This window comes from Microvirga sp., from assembly GCF_014699075.1.
Taxonomy (GTDB): Bacteria; Pseudomonadota; Alphaproteobacteria; order Rhizobiales; family Beijerinckiaceae; genus Microvirga.
Genome location: NZ_JACXAB010000013.1, coordinates 52,393 through 69,053, shown reverse-complemented (window position 1 = coordinate 69,053; position 16,661 = coordinate 52,393). Strand labels below are relative to the sequence as shown.

The window sequence follows — 16,661 nt, the reverse complement described above, 5'->3', positions numbered from 1 at the left end:
CTCCCTCACTGTCTGGAAAATGGCCAAGCTTCAGCGCTCGGCCGCCTTCGTCAGAGGAAATACTTCTTGAAGGGCTTTGCGTTCCCTGAAGGGGTGCAAAAACTGCTGTCTACCCCGTCCGGGCGACGGGATGCACATGCTCCGGCAGGCTTCGGATCAGGTCGGCGAGCGCCGGCTCCAGCACCTGATGGGCCGCCTCCTCGACACCGAACCATTGCGCCTGACGCTGCCCCTTCTCGCGCCAGGACTTGAGCTGCTTCGACACCTCGAGCGGATACACATTGACCTGGCACAGGTCGAAATGCGCGGCCCGGCGCTTCCAGTAATCGTAGGAGCCGAGGGGCTTGTTCTTGATCTCGCCCTTGACGCCGGCCTCTTCCTCCGCCTCCTGCGCCGCTGCCTTGTGGGGCTTCTTGCCCTTCATGGGCCAGCCCTTGGGGATCAGCCAGCGCTTGGTCTCGCGTGACGTAACGAGAAGCACCTCGATCCTTCCGTCCCGGATCCGAAAGGGCAATGCAGCAACCTGGCTGAGTTTATCTTTGGAGATCTGAGGCATTCGACGAGAGTAGGGTTCCTATCGGGTTAAATTGTAACGTAGATGATTTGAGCCGGCTAAGAAAGGACTTGGACGAAAAGTCATGAGGACATTGTTGCCTTTGAACTCATACGATTCGCCATCCTCTCAAAGTGGGATGACGGGCTCATAACAATGAAGGCCCCGCTTTTGATCCAGAAGGACACCCTGCCCCGATGACAACCAACGGTCTGGACATGAGATTTGCCGCTGCCTGCGCCATCGCCAGAGAGGCGGGCGTGCTGGCGCGCAAGCGCTTTCTGGAGCGGCCGCGCTCGCAGCGGCCGGACTTCAAAGGCCCCCAGGACTTTCTCACCGCCACGGACGCGGAGGTGGAGGAGTTGATCCGCACCCGCCTGAGCGCCCTGTTTCCCGAAGACTCCTTCTTCGGCGAGGAACGCGGCGGCTCCTTCGAGCGCGACGTGTGGGTGGTGGACCCGATCGACGGTACGGCAAACTTTGCTCGCGGCATCCCGCATTTTGCCATTTCCATCGCGTTCGTGCGCGACGGTAGGGTCGAGATCGGTGTGATCTATGACGTGATGCACGCGGAACTCTACACCGCCCAGCGCGGGCGCGGCGCCATCCTCAACGGGGAGCCGATCCGGGTCAGCGGCTTGGCCGACATGAACCAGGCCACCGTGGAGGCCGGCTGGTCGCCGCGCCTCCCGCCCGAACCTTATATCGCCGCCGTCGACAAGCTGAAGACAGCCGGGGCCAATGTGCGGCGCGCCGGTTCAGGGACACTTGGCCTGGCCTACGTCGCCGATGGGCGCATCGACGCCTATTGCGAGCTCCACATCAATTCCTGGGACGCCCTGGCCGGTCTTCTGATCATCGAAGAGGCGGGCGGCTGGACCAACGATTTCCTGGCCAAGGATGGCCTTCGCAAGGGTAATCCGGTTCTCGCCTGCACCCCGGAGCTGGCAACTGCCTTGATGGCTGCCACCGGAATCTCCAAAGAACCGTAAGCCAGGCATGTTATTCTAAAGATTCACATTTGAATGATCGGCAAGGCTCTTGACCCACCGCTGCATTGGGGAGAGCTTAGCCGGCCAAGAAACAATGATAAAAACGTCAACACGGGAGGATAGAATGGAACTCAAGAAGACTTTCGCTGCGGCGACGATGCTGGCAGGCACCATGACGGCCATGTCGTTCATGTCCGCGGGCGCAGTCCAGGCGCAGGGCGCTCTGGTCATGTACTGCGCCGTGCAGGAGGAATGGTGCCGCGCCATGACCACCGCGTTCGAGCGCGAGACCGGGATCAAGGTTTCCATGACCCGCAAGAGCTCCGGTGAGATCTATGCCCAGGTCAAGGCAGAGTCGCAAAACCCCCGCGCCGACATCTGGTGGGGTGGCACGGGCGACCCTCACATGCAGGCGGCCGAGGAAGGCCTGACGGAAGCCTACAAGTCGCCGAAGATGACCGAATTGCAGGATTGGGCGGTTCGCCAGTGGGATCAGTCCAAGCAGCGCACCGTCGGGATCTATTCGGGCGCGCTCGGCTTCGGCTACAACACCGATCAGGCCAAGGCGAACAATATCGGCGAGCCGAAATGCTGGGCCGATCTGCTCAAGGCCGAGTTGAAGGACGAAGTGCAGGTCGCCGACCCCAACTCCTCCGGCACGGCCTACACGCTTCTCGCCACCATCATCCAGATCATGGGCGAGGACAAAGGCTTCGAGTATCTCAAGGCCCTGCACAAGAACATCAACCAGTATACCAAGTCGGGCGCTGCCCCGGCCAAGGCGACGGCCCTGGGCGAGACCACAGTCGGCATCACCTTCATGCACGACATGGTGACGATGGTTGTCGACAAGGCTCCGGTAAAGGTCGTGGCTCCTTGCGAAGGCACCGGGTATGAGATCGGCTCCATGTCGATCATCAAGGGCGCCAAGAACATGGACAGCGCCAAGAAGTTCTACGACTGGGCCCTGACCGCCGATGCGCAGAAGCTCGGCGCCGACGCCAAGTCGTATCAGGTGCCGTCGAACAAGAGCACGCCTATTCCCCCGCAGGCTCCGAAGCTCACCGACATCAAGCTGATCAATTTCGACTTCGCGAAGTATGGATCGTCCGACGAGCGCAGGCGCCTCCTGTCCAAGTGGGACAACGAGGTCAAGAACCTGCCGAAATAGTCAGTCTGCAATGCCTTCGGCGAGGCGTGTGCCGCCTCGCCGAAGGCAATCTTCATTAGATTGTTGGCTGGCCGGTCCTCGCACCGGCCGTGAGGCGGGAATTCAAAGATGTCACGGGCAACCCTTGGCTGGATCGTTCTGAGCTGGGTCGGGTTTGTCCTCCTGCCCTGGTATGGTTTCGAGCGCTCCGCCTCTCCCAATCTCGCCGATTACTTCGTCAGCGGATCAGCGCTCATTCACGGTATTCGCGGCGCCTGGTGGCTTCTGCCGATCCTTGTGCCGCTCGGCATGGCCTTGGTTCCTGTTGTCAGGCCCTCGATCCAACAGAAGGGCACCTGGCTCGTCGCATCGGGGCTTCTCGGTCTTGCTCTCATCGTCGTTCAGGGCTTCAGCATCGGCCTCAATGGCTGGACGTTCGACGCTTTGAGGAGCCTGTTCGGTGAGCCGGGTCCGAGCCAAGCCGGCATGGGCTATGGTGCAGCCCTCACCGCGGCCGCGTTCCTCATCATTCTGTGCCACGGCCTTGCGGCACGCGGCTGGTGCCGCGGCGATGCCTTCGTCACTTCGTCCATCGGCATTGTCGTCGCGCTCATCCTCGTGTTCGTCTTCTTCCCGGTCTCCACGATCCTGGCGAGCGCGTTCGCCGATAACAGCGGAAACTTCGCGCCGTCCGCGTTCGTGGCCAAGTTCATGGACAAATCGATCTGGGGTCTCGACTGCCTGACAAGCGACCTGCGCTGCGGCGTGGCCTGGAACACCCTGTTCCTCGGTCTGCTCGTCGCCTTCGGCACCACGGCGCTCGGCCTCGCCTTCGCGCTCATCGCGACGCGCACGGAGTTCCGCTACAAGAAGCTCCTGCGCGTGATGAGCGTCCTGCCCATCATCACACCGCCCTTCGTGATCGGCCTTGCCCTGATCCTGCTCTTCGGCCGCTCGGGTGCCCTGTCGAACCTTCTCTGGGAATGGTTTGGCGTCCCACGCTCGCGCTGGATCTACGGCCTTCCCGGCGTGTTCATCGCCCAGCTCCTGGCGTTTACGCCCATCGCCTTCCTGGTTCTCATCGGTGTCGTTCAGGGCATCAGCCCGACCCTGGAGGAAGCCTCCCAGACCCTGCGCGCCAAGAGCTGGACGACGTTCTGGACCGTGACGCTGCCGCTCATGCGCCCGGGCCTCGCCAATGCATTCCTGCTCGGCTTCGTCGAGAGCCTTGCCGATTTCGGCAATCCGCTGGTGCTCGCGGGCAATTACGAGGTGCTCTCCACCAAGATCTTCTTCGCGGTCGTGGGCGCGCAACAGGATCAGGGCCGCGCTGCAGTGCTCTCCATCATCCTGCTCGCCTTCACGCTCGGGGCCTTCTGGATGCAGCACGCCTGGCTCGGCAAGAAGGTTTACACCACAGTGACCGGCAAGGGCGATTCAGGCATTCCACTGCCGCTGCCGCGCCGCGTGGCGATGGCCTCTTATCTCACGGCTATTCCCTGGGCGATCTTCACCCTTGCCGTCTATGCCATCATCGTCGTGGGCGCCTTTGTCCGCTCCATGGGCCGTGACTACACGCCGACTTTCGAGCACTTCCTCACCGCCTTCCGTGTCGAACGCGCCGATTGGGGACTCTACTTCTCGGGCTCGGCCTGGAACTCGTTCTTCGCCACCGTGAAAGTGGCAGCTCTCTCGGCGCCGCTCACCGCGGCCATCGGCCTTCTCACGGCCTATCTCCTCACGCGCCAGCGTTTCTCCGGCCAGCGTGCCTTCGAGTTCGGCACACTCTTGAGCTTCGCCATTCCCGGCACCGTCGTGGGTGTGTCGTACATTCTGGCCTTCAACGTGCCGCCCATTGAGATCACCGGAACGGGCTTCATCCTCGTGATGTGCTTCGTATTCCGCAACATGCCCGTGGGCGTACGCTCCGGCATCGCCACCTTGAGCCAGATCGACAAGAGCCTCGACGAGGCTTCCCTCACCTTAGGGGCCCGCTCGGCCACCACCATGCGCCGTGTGGTGCTGCCGCTGCTGCGGCCGGCCATTGTCGCCTCGCTAGTCTATTCCTTCGTGCGCGCCATGACGGCGGTCAGCGCCGTGATCTTCCTCGTCACCGCCGAGTACAACATGGCGACGACCTATATCGTCGGCCGCGTCGAGGCGGGCGAGTTCGGCCTTGCCATTGCCTATTCCACTGCGCTCATCCTCGTCATGCTGCTTGCCATCGTGGCGATCCAGCTCATGGTCGGCGAGCGGCGCCTCGGGCGCCGCAGCGCGAGCGCCGCCCCCTCCCCCATTGCCGTGCAGGCGGTTCCATGAACAAGATATCTCCCGTCCATTCCCTCTCCCGCCCCGCTGCATCCAAGAAGCAGGCAGCATCCGTGGAATTCCGCAACGTGACAAAGCGCTATGGCACCGTCACGGCCGTGGACAATGTCTCCTTCACCATCGCGCCGGGCCAGCTCGTCACCCTGCTCGGCCCCTCGGGCTGCGGCAAGACCACGACCTTGCGCATGATCGCCGGGTTGGAGATGGCCAGCGAGGGCCAGATCCTGATCGGCGACCGTGATGTGACGAACCTGTCCGCCGCCGACCGGGACGTGAGCATGGTGTTCCAGTCCTACGCGCTCTTCCCGCACATGTCGGTGCTGGAGAACGTGGCCTATGGCCCAACCGTGCAGGGTGTGCCGAAGAAGGACGCCTATGCGATGGCGATGGAGAAGCTCGACATCATTGGCCTCAAGGGCCTTGAGAAGCGCGCTCCATCGGAACTCTCCGGCGGGCAGCAGCAGCGTGTGGCGGTCGCGCGGGCGCTCGTGCTGGAGCCGCAGGTCCTGCTCTTCGACGAACCCTTGTCGAACCTCGACGCCAAGCTGCGTCGTCGCGTTCGCGAGGACATCCGCGAGCTGCAGCAGAACCTCAATCTCACCGTGGCCTATGTGACACATGACCAGGAGGAGGCGCTGGCGGTCTCCGACCACATCATCGTCATGTCGAACGCCCGTATCGCCCAGACCGGTACGCCGCACGAGCTCTATGAGGAGCCGGCGAACCTGTTCGTTGCCGACTTCATCGGTGACGCCAACATCATCACCGGAGATGTTGCAAGCATCGCTGGCCCGATAGCGCAGGTGAAGATCGGCGGTCTTAATCTCCAGCTCCCCCATCGCGGCGCCGGTCAGGGTCCCGTGAAGCTGGCTGCCCGGCCCGATGCCATTTTCCTCGACGAGACCGTGCAGGCGGGAGCCTTGGCCGGCACGGTGCGCAAGACATCCTATCTCGGCACGCAGATGGAATACGACGTGGAGAGTCCGATCGGGAACCTGTTCGTGGTCCAGTACGGCCGAAAGGAGGCCATTGCCCCCGGCACTCCGGTGTCGATCTCCTTCGCCACCCAGCGCGGCGTCGCCATCATTCCGGATGCTTGAAGACGCTAAAACGCATCTTCATCGGAAATATGAGAGCAGGGTTGCAACTCCAGTGGGGTGCATTCCAGGGCGCGAGGGTTTATGTCCTTCGCCGTTAGCCAAGACATTCTAGAGACGACGTGATGCTCAAAGCCTTGATCTTCGATATGGACGGCACCTTGGTGCACAGCGATCCGGCCCACTTGGAAGCCTTCGCCCATACCCTGGGCCCTCAGGGCATCGTGATCAGCGAGGACCTGTATCGCACGTCGATCATCGGCCACACCAACGAGTCGATCTTCGCCGCACTCCTGCCTCACCTGCCGGTCGAGGAGCATGAGGTCTATGCGGAGCGCAAGGAAGCCGCCTTCCGGCGCCTCGCGCTCGAGCTCAAGCCTCTGGAGGGGCTGCTCGAGCTGTTCGACTGGGCGGATGCCCGCGGCATCAGGCTTGCCCTGGTCACCAATGCTCCCCTGCTGAACGCGACTCATATCCTCGATATTCTCGGCATTACCGACCGTTTCGAGGTCAAGATTACCATCGATCAGGTCGAGCGCGGCAAGCCCGATCCCCTGCCCTACCTCACGGCCATCGAGCGGCTGGGCATCCGTGCTGAGGAAGCCATCGCTTTCGAGGATTCACCCTCGGGCATGAAGGCGGCCAAGGCGGCGGGACTGTTCTCCTTCGGCGTCCTGACGGGTTTGAGCGCCGCTGAACTCACCAAGGTCGGGGCAGACAGGACGATCGAGACCTTCCGCGACCACGCTCTCTGGGAGGTTCTGGAGCGCAGGCTCGCCGCTTGAGGCTTAAGCTGCGTCGGACCGCTCCCGTTCAAGCTCCTCGTCACCTCCCGCATCGAAGCGTTGCCGGGCAGCCAAGATTTCGTCTCGATTCTGGATCGCCCAATCGCCTAGGCCCCTCACAGTCTTGAGCAGGGAGCAACCCAGCCCTGTGAGCTGGTAATCCACCCGGGGAGGAATGGTCGGGTAGACGGTGCGCGTGACGAGCCCGTCTCGCTCCAGCCCACGCAACGTCAAGGTCAGCATCCGTTGGGATATCCCGGTTACGGCTCGGCGTAACTCGTTGAATCTCTTGGGCCCTTCACCCATCTGGACCACCACCTGGACACTCCATTTATCGCCGACCCGCGACAGGATCTCCGTCACGGTCCGGCAATCGGTGGGCACATGGATGTGACTGGGTGACATGAAAGTGCCTCCTTGCGAAAGGCTGCGGAAGTTACTTAATGAGCCTCGGTAACAAAAGGGAACTTAGGTGCTCCCGCCTCCGATTGCAAATGAAGGACGCTCCATGAAGCCCAAGCTTCACATCATCATCGCCAGCACCCGCCCCGGCCGAGTCGGCCCGAGCATCGCCCAGTGGTTCAGCGAATACGCCGCCGAGCATGGCAAGTTCGAGCCTGTGCTGGTGGACCTCGCGGAGTTCAACCTGCCGCTCTTCGACGAGCCCGAGCACCCGATGAAGCAGAACTATCACTATGCCCATACCAAGGCCTGGGCCGAGAGCGTGTCCGCAGCGGATGCCTTCGTGTTCGTCACGCCCGAGTACAACTACGCTCCGCCGCCGGCGCTGGTGAACGCACTGAATTACCTGTCGCGCGAATGGAACTATGCCCCTGCCGGCTTCGTGAGCTATGGCGGCATCTCCGGCGGCTTGCGTTCGGTCCAGGTGGCCAAGCAGATCGTCACGACCCTGAAGATGATGCCGATCCCGGAAGGCGTGCCGATGCCGATGGTGTTCCAAAACCTGGACGAGAACGGCAAGCTCAAGCCCCAGGACATCTACAGGACGTCGGCAGCAACCATGCTCGATGAACTCCTGCGCTGGACGGAAGCCCTCAAGGCACTCAGGGCTGATCGTAAAACTCCTATGAAGGCTGCTGCTTAAGGCACACAGCCCAATCAAAACAAAAGGCACCGCTGCTGCTCAGCGGTGCCTTTCTTTTGCGTCCTATTTGAACTCAGACACGCCCGGCGAGCGCATCCTCGAAGAGCTTGCGGGCGCTTGCCCTGGTGATCGGCACCGGATTACCGCCGGCGGTGGGATCGTTGGGCGCCATCTCGGACATCTCGTCGAAGCGGGCGCTGTCCACCTTCAGACCCTCCAGTGTGTGCGGTACGCCGAGATCCTTGCGCAGCTGCAGGATCCAGTCGAGGAAAGCCTGGAACGAGGGCTCAAGGCCGATATAGGCGGCAAGCCGTTCGATCCGCTCCTCGATGGCCTTGCGGTTATAGACCAGCACGTAGGGCATGAAGACCGCATTGGTCAGGCCATGATGCGTGTCGTAGAGAGCGCCGGTCGGGTGCGAGAGTGCGTGGATGGCGCCAAGTCCCTTCTGGAACGCCGTGGCACCCATAGCGGCCGCCGACATCAGCTGCGCACGAGCCTCGATGTCCTTGCCGTCCTTGTACGCCCGCGGCAGGTATTCTTTCACGAGGCGGATGCCTTCGACCGCGATGCCATCGGCTAATGGGTGATAGCCCGGCGCGCAATAAGCCTCGAGGCAATGCGCAAGCGCATCGAGGCCCGTGCCCGCCGTGATGTGGGGCGGCATGCCGACCGTCAGCTCCGGATCGCAGATCACGATCTTCGGCATCATCAGCGGATGGAAGATCACCTTCTTGGTGTGCGTGGCTTCCTGCGTGATCACGCCGGCACGGCCGACTTCCGAGCCCGTGCCCGCAGTGGTCGGCACGGCGATGATCGGCTGAATGCCGTTCGGGTCTGCGCGGGTCCACCAGTCGCCGACATCTTCGAAGTCCCACATGGGGCGCGTCTGGCCCGCCATGAAGGCAATGACCTTGCCGGCATCGAGCGCCGAGCCGCCGCCGAAGGCGACAACGCCATCGTGCTTGCCGGCCTTCAGGGCTTCCAAGCCCTTGTACACGTTCGTCTCGACCGGGTTCGGCTTGATGTCGGAGAAGACCGCCGCTTTGAGCCCTGCGGACAGAAGCTGATCAAGCGCCGCCTTCGTCATCGGCTGCGTGACGAGGAACGGATCCGTCACGATAAGCGGCGCCTGCATGCCGACCGACTTGCAGGCCTCAGCCAATTCTGAAATGCGGCCTGCGCCGAAGCGGATCGCGGTGGGATAGCTCCAGTTGGAACGGGGAGACATGGTCATAGTGCTTTCAATCAGATCTGGCGGAGGTGGTAGGATTTCGGACGGGTGAGCGACTCGTAGGCCAGCCGCGACAGGCTCGCGCCGCGGCCCGTATCTTTCACGCCGGTCCAAGCGAGAGCGGGATCGAGATAATCGCAGCGGTTCATGAACACCGTGCCGGTCTCTAGGCGCTCGCCGATGGCCTCCGCCGCATCCACGTCGGAGGTCCAGATGGCGGCGGAGAGGCCGTAGGGCGAGTCGTTCATGAGGCGGATCGCCTCCTCATCCCCATTCACCTTCATGATGCCGACGGTGGGGCCGAAGCTCTCATCGCGCATGACGCTCATGGAGTGATCCACGCCTGTGAGCACCTGCGGTGCGATATAAGCGGTGTTGCCGGTGTCAGCGGCAAAGCGCTTCGTGTCGATATGCGCCTTCGCGCCTTTCGCCACAGCTTCCGCGTTCTGCCCGCGCACGAGATCGGCGAAGCGCCGGTGTGCCATGGGTCCGAGCGTCGTCGCCTCTTCAAGTGGATTGCCGAGCACGTACTTGTTCACGAGGTCGACCGCGCCTTCGACGAAGCGGTCGTAGTGCTTTTCGTGCACATAGATGCGCTCGATGCCGCAGCAGCATTGCCCTGAGTTGAAGAAGGCGCCATCCACAAGGTTCTCGATAGCATGATCGAGATTGGCATCCGCGCGCACATAAGACGGATCCTTGCCGCCGAGCTCAAGGCCGAGCGACGTGAAGGATCCCGCCGCCGCGCGCTCGATGGAGCGCCCGCCGGAAACGGAGCCGGTGAAGTTGCAGTGATCGACGAGGCCGCCGCCAAGGATGCGGCTCGTCTGATCGTGGGAGAGGTGCATGTTCTGGAACAGGCCCTTCGGCATGCCGGCCCGGTCCATGGCCATCTGGAAGCGCTCGCCTGCCAGCACCGTCTGGGATGCATGCTTCAACAGCACCGCATTGCCGGCCATGAGTGCCGGCACGATGGTGTTGATGGCGGTGAGATACGGGTAATTCCACGGGGCGATCACCAGCACGAGCCCCACCGGCTCGCGCTTGATCATGCGGCGGAAGCCCGGCTTCTCGTCATCGGCCGGGATGGGCTGCAGGCTCTTCTCGGCAATCGAGATCATGTAGCGCGCCCGCTCCTCGACGCCCCGGAACTCGCCGCCATAGCGTACGGGCCGGCCCATCTGCTGGGCGATCTCGGGCACCACCTCCTGGTTCATGGCGAGCAGCGCATCGAGGAAGGCAGACACCCTACTCGTACGCTCCGCGATGCTGGTGTTGCGCCAGGCAACTTGCGCCTCGCGGGCGGACGTGATCGCCGCATCGATGGCGGCCTCGGGCATGATGGGGCGACGGACGAGCTCGCGTCCATCGATGGGGGAAATGCAGACGATATCGGTATCGGCCATGGTGTGATGCCTGAAAGACCATGAGTCCGTAAGACCATGGTCTTCTCCTATGATTGAGTCCTGAAAAGGCTTTTAGATGATCTCGAAGTAACGGGCGAGCTGCCAATCGGTGATAGCCTTGCGCGCCTCGCGCTCCTCCCATTCGCGGGTTGCAGTGTAATGGTCCACGAAGGTGTCACCGAAGAGCTGGCGCGCGGCCTGCGACCCTTTCAGCCGCTCGGCGGCCTCGCCGAGGGAGCGCGGCAGGGCCCGATCCTTTGGGTGCTCGACCGCATAGGCATTGCCCTGGATCGGCTCGCCCGGATCGACCCGGTTCTCGATGCCCCAAAGCCCTGACCCGATGGCGGCCGCGAGCGCGATGTAGGGGTTGATGTCGGCGGCCGCCACCCGGTACTCCACCCGCTGCGATTTCTCGGAGCCGGGGATGACGCGTAGTGCCGTGGTGCGGTTCTCCACGCCCCAGGCGGAGTTGGTGGGCGCCCAGAAGCCCGGGATCAGCCGCGTGTAGCTGTTCACCGTGCAGGCCACCATGGCGAGGATTTCCGGCATCAGCTGCTGCTGCCCGCCCACGAACCATCGCATGGTCTCGGACATGTTATGCTTGGCCTGCGGATCGTAGAACGCCCCCTTGCTGGTGTTGAGATCCTTCAGTGAAGCATGCAGGTGGCCGGACTGGCCGGGCCAGTCGCGCGACCACTTGGCCATGAAGGTGGCCATCCAGCCACGGCGCTGGGCCAGGATCTTGGTGTAGGTCTTGAACAGGGCCGCCTTGTCGGCCGCCTTCAACGCATCGTCGACGCGGATCGCCGCCTCCAGCACGCCGGGGCCGGTTTCCGTGTGCAGGCCCTCGATCTCGAAATCCATCTTTTTTCCGAGGTCGAGGAGCTCATGATAGAAATCGGAATGAACGCCGGAGCGCAGCACTGAATAGCCGAAGAAGCCCGGCGTGATGTTCTTGAGATCGCGATAGCTCTTCTCGCGCACGGAATGGGGCGTTTCCTCGAACAGGAAGAACTCGAACTCGGCCGCAGCCGAGACGGCAAAGCCCATGTCCTCAGCCTTCTTCAGCACACGCCGCAGCACGCCGCGGGGGCAGGCCGCCTCCGCATAGCCTTCGAACTCGGCCAGGAAGAACGGCAGATCGTTCTCGAAAGGAATGAGACGCATGGATTCCGGGATCACCCGTGCCGTCGCATCGGGATAGGCCGTGTGCCAGCCGGTGAGCGTGGTGTTGTCGTAGAGCTGATCGTTGGAGTCCCAGCCCAGCACCACGTCGCAGAAGCCGAAACCTTTATCGAGGGCGGACTCGAACTTGTCGCGGGCCATGTACTTGCCACGCATGATGCCGTCCACATCGGTAAGACCGATCTTCACGAAGGGCAGATCGCGACTGCGCACGTATTCCAGCGCGTCAGCAGCATTCTTGATCTTGGGAGCGTCCATACGAATAACCTTGACCGCAAAAGGAGAAAGGGAGCGCGCAAGCAGCGCGCTCCCGAAGGGTTAGTAGGACTTGTACTCGCTCTCGCCCTTGGTGAGCGCGAACTCTTCCTCCGGCGAGAGGATGAGCTTGTGCCGACCGATGAGCAGGAAGTAGGCCATCATCACCGCATAATAGACCGCAACGCCGATGACGGCGGTCCGGAAGACCGAGTCGGTGAGCTGGAAATAGAGCGTCACCGCGGCGATCACCATGCAGATGATGGCACCCGCGATGCCAAACGGGCTCCTGTAGGGGCGGTGCAGGTTCGGGAACTTCTTCTTGAGCACCACATAGGACATGCCCTGCATGAAGTAGGCCAGCATTGCGCCCGCCACCGCCATGTTCAGCAGCGTGCCGCCGATGACCGTCGCACCCGCCTCAGCTCCTGCCGAGAACCAGATGATCAGCATCACCAGAAGGCCCAGCACCGCGCCTGCAATCAGGGCCACATGCGGCGTCTTGCGTTCGCCGTGCGTGACCGACAGGAAGCTCGGGAAGTAGCCTGCCCGCGAGAGTGAGTAGATCTGCCGACCGAAGGCGAAGATGATGGTGTGGAACGAGGCGATGAGGCCGATCACGGCAATCGCGGCCAGAATCTTCGCGATGTCCGTGCCGAACAGGGTGCGGAACCCGTCGAGCAGCGGCTCACCCGACTTGCCCAAGCCCACCGCACCCGGCGCGATGCCGGTGTTCAGGAAGAGCACGAGGAACGCCGAAGCGATCAGCGTCAGGATGCCGGCGATGATGCCTTTGGGCATGTCCCGCTGCGGATCGTGCGATTCTTCGGCCGCCAGCGGCAGTTGCTCGATGGCGAGGAACAGCCAGACCGCGAAGGGCAGCGAGGCCAGGATGCTGCCGATGCCTAAGGGCAGGAAAGGACCGTTGCCGCTGGGGAGCTCTGCGCCGTCAGGCCCGATGTTCAGCGCCCAGCGCGAGAAGTCGAACTGGCCGGAGAACAGAACCGACAGGTAGAAGGCGGCAAGCACGGCAAGGGCCGCCAGCGTGACGCCTACAGTGACCCTGAACGACAGCTCGACACCGATGATGTTGAGGCCGACGAACAGCGCGTAGCACAGCACCCAGTACACGGGCTGGAACGCCGGCGCCGTCTCGAAGATCGCCGAGAGATACGAGCTGATGAAGAACACGATCACGGCCGGTGTCAGCACGAACTCGATGTTCTCCGCGATGCCCGTGATGTAGCCAGCCCACGGCCCCATGGACGTGCGGGCAAAGGAATAGGCACCGCCCGTATGCGGCAGGGCTGGCGACATCTCGGCAAGCGAGAAGGTGAGGCCCAGATACATGATGGCGATGATGATGGTGGCGAAGAACATCGCCCCGAAGCCGTTGGCGAGGCCAAGATTCCAGCCCGAGTAATGGCCCGAGATCACCGCGCCGACGCCGAGCGCCCAGAGCGACCAGACGCGTGCGTGACGCTTAAGGCGCCGGGCTTCGAAGTAGTCTTGATCCACCGTGGTGTAGGTGACGCCGGCAGAATTCTGCACACCGGCTGGCGGGGCGTGAACCCCGGGATTCCCTTGTCCGACTGACATCGACTCTTCCTCCAAGAATAGGCTACCTCTCAGGCCGTGGCACGTCATGCGCCACACCAGTGATTAGAGCGTCCGTGCCCCCTCCCTCAAAAGCGGCGCCAGACGTTTGGCCCACGACGCCTGTCCGTCTTCTGTGCGGATCAGGTCGTTGCGGATTTCGATCATCAGCGGGGGAAGACCGCGCCTCTCGGCGTGGCGCTCCAGGGTGTGGAACACCCGGTCCGCTGGCGAATAGGGTTCATTCATGCCGACGATAAGCGTCGAGTCCTGCTTCAGCCCGGCTTCGACATGACGGGCATAGCGCTCGTCGCGGTTGAAGATGAGGCCGATCTGCCAAGGCCTCGGCACGTCCCGGTAGACGGGCGTGAAGGAATGGATGGACACGACGGCGCCAAGCTCGCCTGCTGCCATGCGCGCATTCGCGAGATCATCGACCGCATCGTGGAACGCATCGTAGACCTCGCGCACGCGGATGGCCCGCTCCTCTTCGCCGAGGTCGAGGTTGCCGGGGATCGTAGTGCGCTCGCTCAGGGTCCAGATGGAATCCGGCGCGGACGGATCGCGGTTGAGGTCGAGCACGAGGCGCGACACCGTGGCGTGGATCAGCGACGCATCGAGGAGCCGCGAGAGTTCTCGTGCCACGCCGAGCGCGCCGGGATCCCAGGCGATGTGGCTCTCGCGTTCGTCAGGCCCGAGCCCCAACGTGCCATAGCGGGCCGGCAGGTGGTTGGAGGCGTGTTCACAGATGAGCAGGATCGGTGAGCGCCCTTGTGGGTTCTCGATGGCGGCAACCGGCTCCCCTGCAGTTGCGGCAGAGGATCGATCGGCTGCGACCCGGCTCGCCTGCGTCATGCGGTTCTCCGTCAATCTGCCTGAAGGCAGGATTGTCCCCGGTTGAACGCTTGGTACGTTTCTTACTGAATTCTCAGGTTCTGAAATTTCTGATACAGCTTTTGAGAGGCGTCAAGGAGGGGCTGTGAATCAATCCGGTATGCGTGGCGACCGCCGCCTCCCTCCCACGGACCCGCCGAGCCTCGCCGAGCGCATCCGGCTCGAGATGGAATCCTTCACGCCCAGCGAAAAGCGGGCCGCCCACCTGCTCCTGAGCCACTACCCCTTCGCCGGTCTCGACACCGTTGCGGAATTCGCCTCGCGGGCCGGCATCTCCGCCCCGTCCGTCCTGCGCTTCGTCACCCGGCTCGGCTTCAGCGGCTTCCCGGAGTTTCAGAAGCACCTGCGGGAGGAGCTGGAGGCCCAGCTGCTCTCGCCGCTCGCGAAGGCCAGTCCCTCCGACAAGGGCCAAGGCGCCCCGGCGCTCGCTTCATTCGCGGAGGCCGTGATCGGGAACCTGAAGGCAACGGTGGAGAACATCGCGCCGGCCGAATTCGACGCGGTCGTGGCCCTTCTCTCCGATCCGCGCCGTCACATCCATTTCACCGGCGGGCGCTTCACCGGCGCTCTCGCGCGCTACGCCGAGAGCCATTTCCGCATCGTGCGCAGCCATGTGGACTTCATCGAGGGGCAGCCGGCCCTGTGGCGCGACAGGATGATCGAGATCGGGCGCAAGGACGTGATCGTCGCCTTCGACATCCGCCGCTACCAGGAGGATGTCACCGCACTCTGTGAAACGGCCTCGCGACAGGGAGCAACGGTGGTCCTGCTCACCGATCCCTGGCTCTCCCCCATCGCCCGTGTGGCTCGGCACGTGCTGCCCGCCCACATCGTGGCTCCGTCCAACTGGGATTCCTCGGCGGGCCTTCTGCTGCTGACGGAAGCTCTCGTCGCGGCCGTGACCAAGCGCCTGTGGGAGACGGCAAAGCCCCGCATGGAGACGGTGGAGCGCCTGCGCAACGAGCGATCCTGAGCCCTATTCCGCAGCCGCGGCCTTGTCCCGCTGCAACCAGCCGATCAGGAACGGCAGCACGAGACCGATGCCGAGGAAGCGGACGAGATGGTGGATGCCGACATAGAGCGGGTCGAGCCCGAGGATGAGCGCAAGCACCGTCATGGCCTCAAGCCCCCCGGGCGCAAAGGCGACGAGCCCATTGGCGAAGCTCACGCCCGCGATCCAGGCGGCGGCGGCGGCGAAAAGCGCGGCGACGATCATCCCAACCGTGAAGGAGCCGAGAGCCGCGATGAAGGCACGCTTGAGGGTCGAGCGCTGGATGTTGCGGAAGCGCTCCGCGATGAAGAGGCCGATCAGCACGAGGCCGCCGGTTGCGATGACGGGAGGGATCACGCCGGTGACCCAACCGGTCCCGTGGCTCACCGAACTCATCACCGTTGCGCCGAGCAGGATGGGGGCGGCAACCCTCAACTGCTTGAACACGGCGCCCAGGAGCAATCCGCCGAGGAGGATGAAGGCCATGCCTCCCGGGCTCTCGACCGGAAAGCCTTCACCGATCAGCGCGCCGGTGTTGCCTCCGTCGCCCGTGAGCACGACAAGGCTCGGCAGCAGAGCGATCAGCACGAAGAGACGAAAGTTCTGCACGATGGCGATGGAGGCCACCTCCGCCTTTCGGTCAGCGGCAACGGCAAGGACGGTGGAGAGCGCGCCAGGCACGGAGGCCAGCACCGCATCGGCCCTGCGCCAGCCCGATATGCGCACGAGCCAAGCCGTCGACGTTGAGGAGATCGCCACCACGCCGATCACCAGAAGGATGAGGCTGCCGGGATAGCGGCCCATGGCAGCAATGGCTTCCGGCGTCACCGCCGCGCCCATGGCGGCACCGGAGATCAGCATCGCTGCGTCGGCGAGAGCCCGCGGCAGGGACACAGCCCATCCAGTGAGCCCCCACAGGGTAGCCGCAATCGCTGCACCGGACAGCCACGCCGCCGGAACGCCGAGCCAGTGGAACACGAGCCCGCCGAGGGCGGCGATCAGGATCTGGACGAGATGAGCGAGAAAGGGAGGCATCACGGTGTTGCTCAATGGACGCCCTCTGCCCGCTCGTCAAATGCGGATGACGCGC

At 63.3% G+C, this 16,661-nt stretch carries 15 protein-coding genes; 7 read left to right on the top strand and 8 right to left on the bottom strand.

The annotated features are described in order from the left end of the window. Window positions 1–109: 109 nt before the first annotated feature. On the bottom strand, window positions 110–556 hold the full coding sequence (locus IC232_RS17945; RefSeq protein ID WP_190846351.1) for an NUDIX hydrolase: 447 nt from the start codon (window positions 554–556) through the stop codon (window positions 110–112). 194 nt (window positions 557–750) lie between these two features. Here IC232_RS17945 and IC232_RS17940 point away from each other — a divergent pair, with 194 nt between their 5' ends. From IC232_RS17940 to IC232_RS17920, 5 genes are all read left to right on the top strand, one after another. Next, a complete protein-coding gene (locus IC232_RS17940; RefSeq protein WP_190846350.1) occupies window positions 751–1,545 on the top strand; it encodes an inositol monophosphatase family protein in 795 nt (264 codons plus the stop codon). Between the two features lie 124 nt (window positions 1,546–1,669). Further along, window positions 1,670–2,716: an ABC transporter substrate-binding protein gene (locus tag IC232_RS17935; protein WP_190846349.1), complete on the top strand. Its 1,047-nt coding sequence runs from the start codon at window positions 1,670–1,672 to the stop codon at window positions 2,714–2,716. A 108-nt stretch (window positions 2,717–2,824) separates the two neighbouring features. Further along, window positions 2,825–5,014, top strand: a complete 2,190-nt coding sequence (locus tag IC232_RS17930; RefSeq protein WP_190846348.1) for an ABC transporter permease — start codon at window positions 2,825–2,827, stop codon at window positions 5,012–5,014. After that, window positions 5,011–6,123 carry an ABC transporter ATP-binding protein gene (locus tag IC232_RS17925; RefSeq protein WP_190846347.1) on the top strand — a complete coding sequence of 371 codons (1,113 nt, stop codon included), beginning with the start codon at window positions 5,011–5,013 and terminating at the stop codon, window positions 6,121–6,123. The genes IC232_RS17930 and IC232_RS17925 overlap by 4 nt, the downstream gene beginning before the upstream one ends. A 122-nt stretch (window positions 6,124–6,245) precedes the next feature. Next, entirely contained in the window at window positions 6,246–6,905 is a 660-nt protein-coding gene (locus tag IC232_RS17920; protein WP_190846346.1) for an HAD family hydrolase, read from the top strand. A gap of 3 nt (window positions 6,906–6,908) precedes the next feature. Here IC232_RS17920 and IC232_RS17915 read toward each other — a convergent pair whose 3' ends face one another. After that, window positions 6,909–7,310, bottom strand: a complete 402-nt coding sequence (locus IC232_RS17915) for a winged helix-turn-helix transcriptional regulator (RefSeq protein ID WP_190846345.1) — start codon at window positions 7,308–7,310, stop codon at window positions 6,909–6,911. 103 nt (window positions 7,311–7,413) lie between these two features. On the opposite strand from IC232_RS17915, the gene IC232_RS17910 reads away from it, so the two are divergent. Beyond that, the gene (locus tag IC232_RS17910; RefSeq protein WP_190846344.1) at window positions 7,414–8,010 is read left to right on the top strand and encodes an NADPH-dependent FMN reductase; all 597 of its coding nucleotides are present in this window, start codon (window positions 7,414–7,416) and stop codon (window positions 8,008–8,010) included. Between the two features lie 73 nt (window positions 8,011–8,083). Here the strand turns inward: IC232_RS17910 and IC232_RS17905 are convergent, their stop codons facing one another. The 5 genes from IC232_RS17905 to IC232_RS17885 all read right to left on the bottom strand — a co-directional run bounded on the left by IC232_RS17905 (window position 8,084) and on the right by IC232_RS17885 (window position 14,541). Then, window positions 8,084–9,247 carry an iron-containing alcohol dehydrogenase gene (locus IC232_RS17905; protein ID WP_246812271.1) on the bottom strand — a complete coding sequence of 388 codons (1,164 nt, stop codon included), beginning with the start codon at window positions 9,245–9,247 and terminating at the stop codon, window positions 8,084–8,086. An 11-nt stretch (window positions 9,248–9,258) separates the two neighbouring features. Beyond that, window positions 9,259–10,650 (bottom strand): aldehyde dehydrogenase family protein, encoded by a 1,392-nt coding sequence (locus tag IC232_RS17900; RefSeq protein ID WP_190846343.1) that lies wholly within the window; start codon window positions 10,648–10,650, stop codon window positions 9,259–9,261. A gap of 72 nt (window positions 10,651–10,722) precedes the next feature. Continuing rightward, complete coding sequence (locus IC232_RS17895; RefSeq protein ID WP_190846342.1) at window positions 10,723–12,093, bottom strand: glutamine synthetase family protein; 1,371 nt, start codon at window positions 12,091–12,093, stop codon at window positions 10,723–10,725. A 60-nt stretch (window positions 12,094–12,153) separates the two neighbouring features. Next, window positions 12,154–13,689: an amino acid permease gene (locus IC232_RS17890; RefSeq protein ID WP_190846341.1), complete on the bottom strand. Its 1,536-nt coding sequence runs from the start codon at window positions 13,687–13,689 to the stop codon at window positions 12,154–12,156. 63 nt (window positions 13,690–13,752) lie between these two features. Continuing rightward, complete coding sequence (locus IC232_RS17885) at window positions 13,753–14,541, bottom strand: N-formylglutamate amidohydrolase (RefSeq protein WP_190846340.1); 789 nt, start codon at window positions 14,539–14,541, stop codon at window positions 13,753–13,755. Between the two features lie 124 nt (window positions 14,542–14,665). On the opposite strand from IC232_RS17885, the gene IC232_RS17880 reads away from it, so the two are divergent. Continuing rightward, window positions 14,666–15,553, top strand: coding sequence for a MurR/RpiR family transcriptional regulator (locus IC232_RS17880; protein ID WP_312895190.1), 888 nt, complete (start codon window positions 14,666–14,668; stop codon window positions 15,551–15,553). 3 nt (window positions 15,554–15,556) lie between these two features. On the opposite strand, the gene IC232_RS17875 is transcribed toward IC232_RS17880, so the two are convergent. After that, on the bottom strand, window positions 15,557–16,606 hold the full coding sequence (locus IC232_RS17875) for an AbrB family transcriptional regulator (protein WP_190846339.1): 1,050 nt from the start codon (window positions 16,604–16,606) through the stop codon (window positions 15,557–15,559). Window positions 16,607–16,661: the final 55 nt, after the last annotated feature.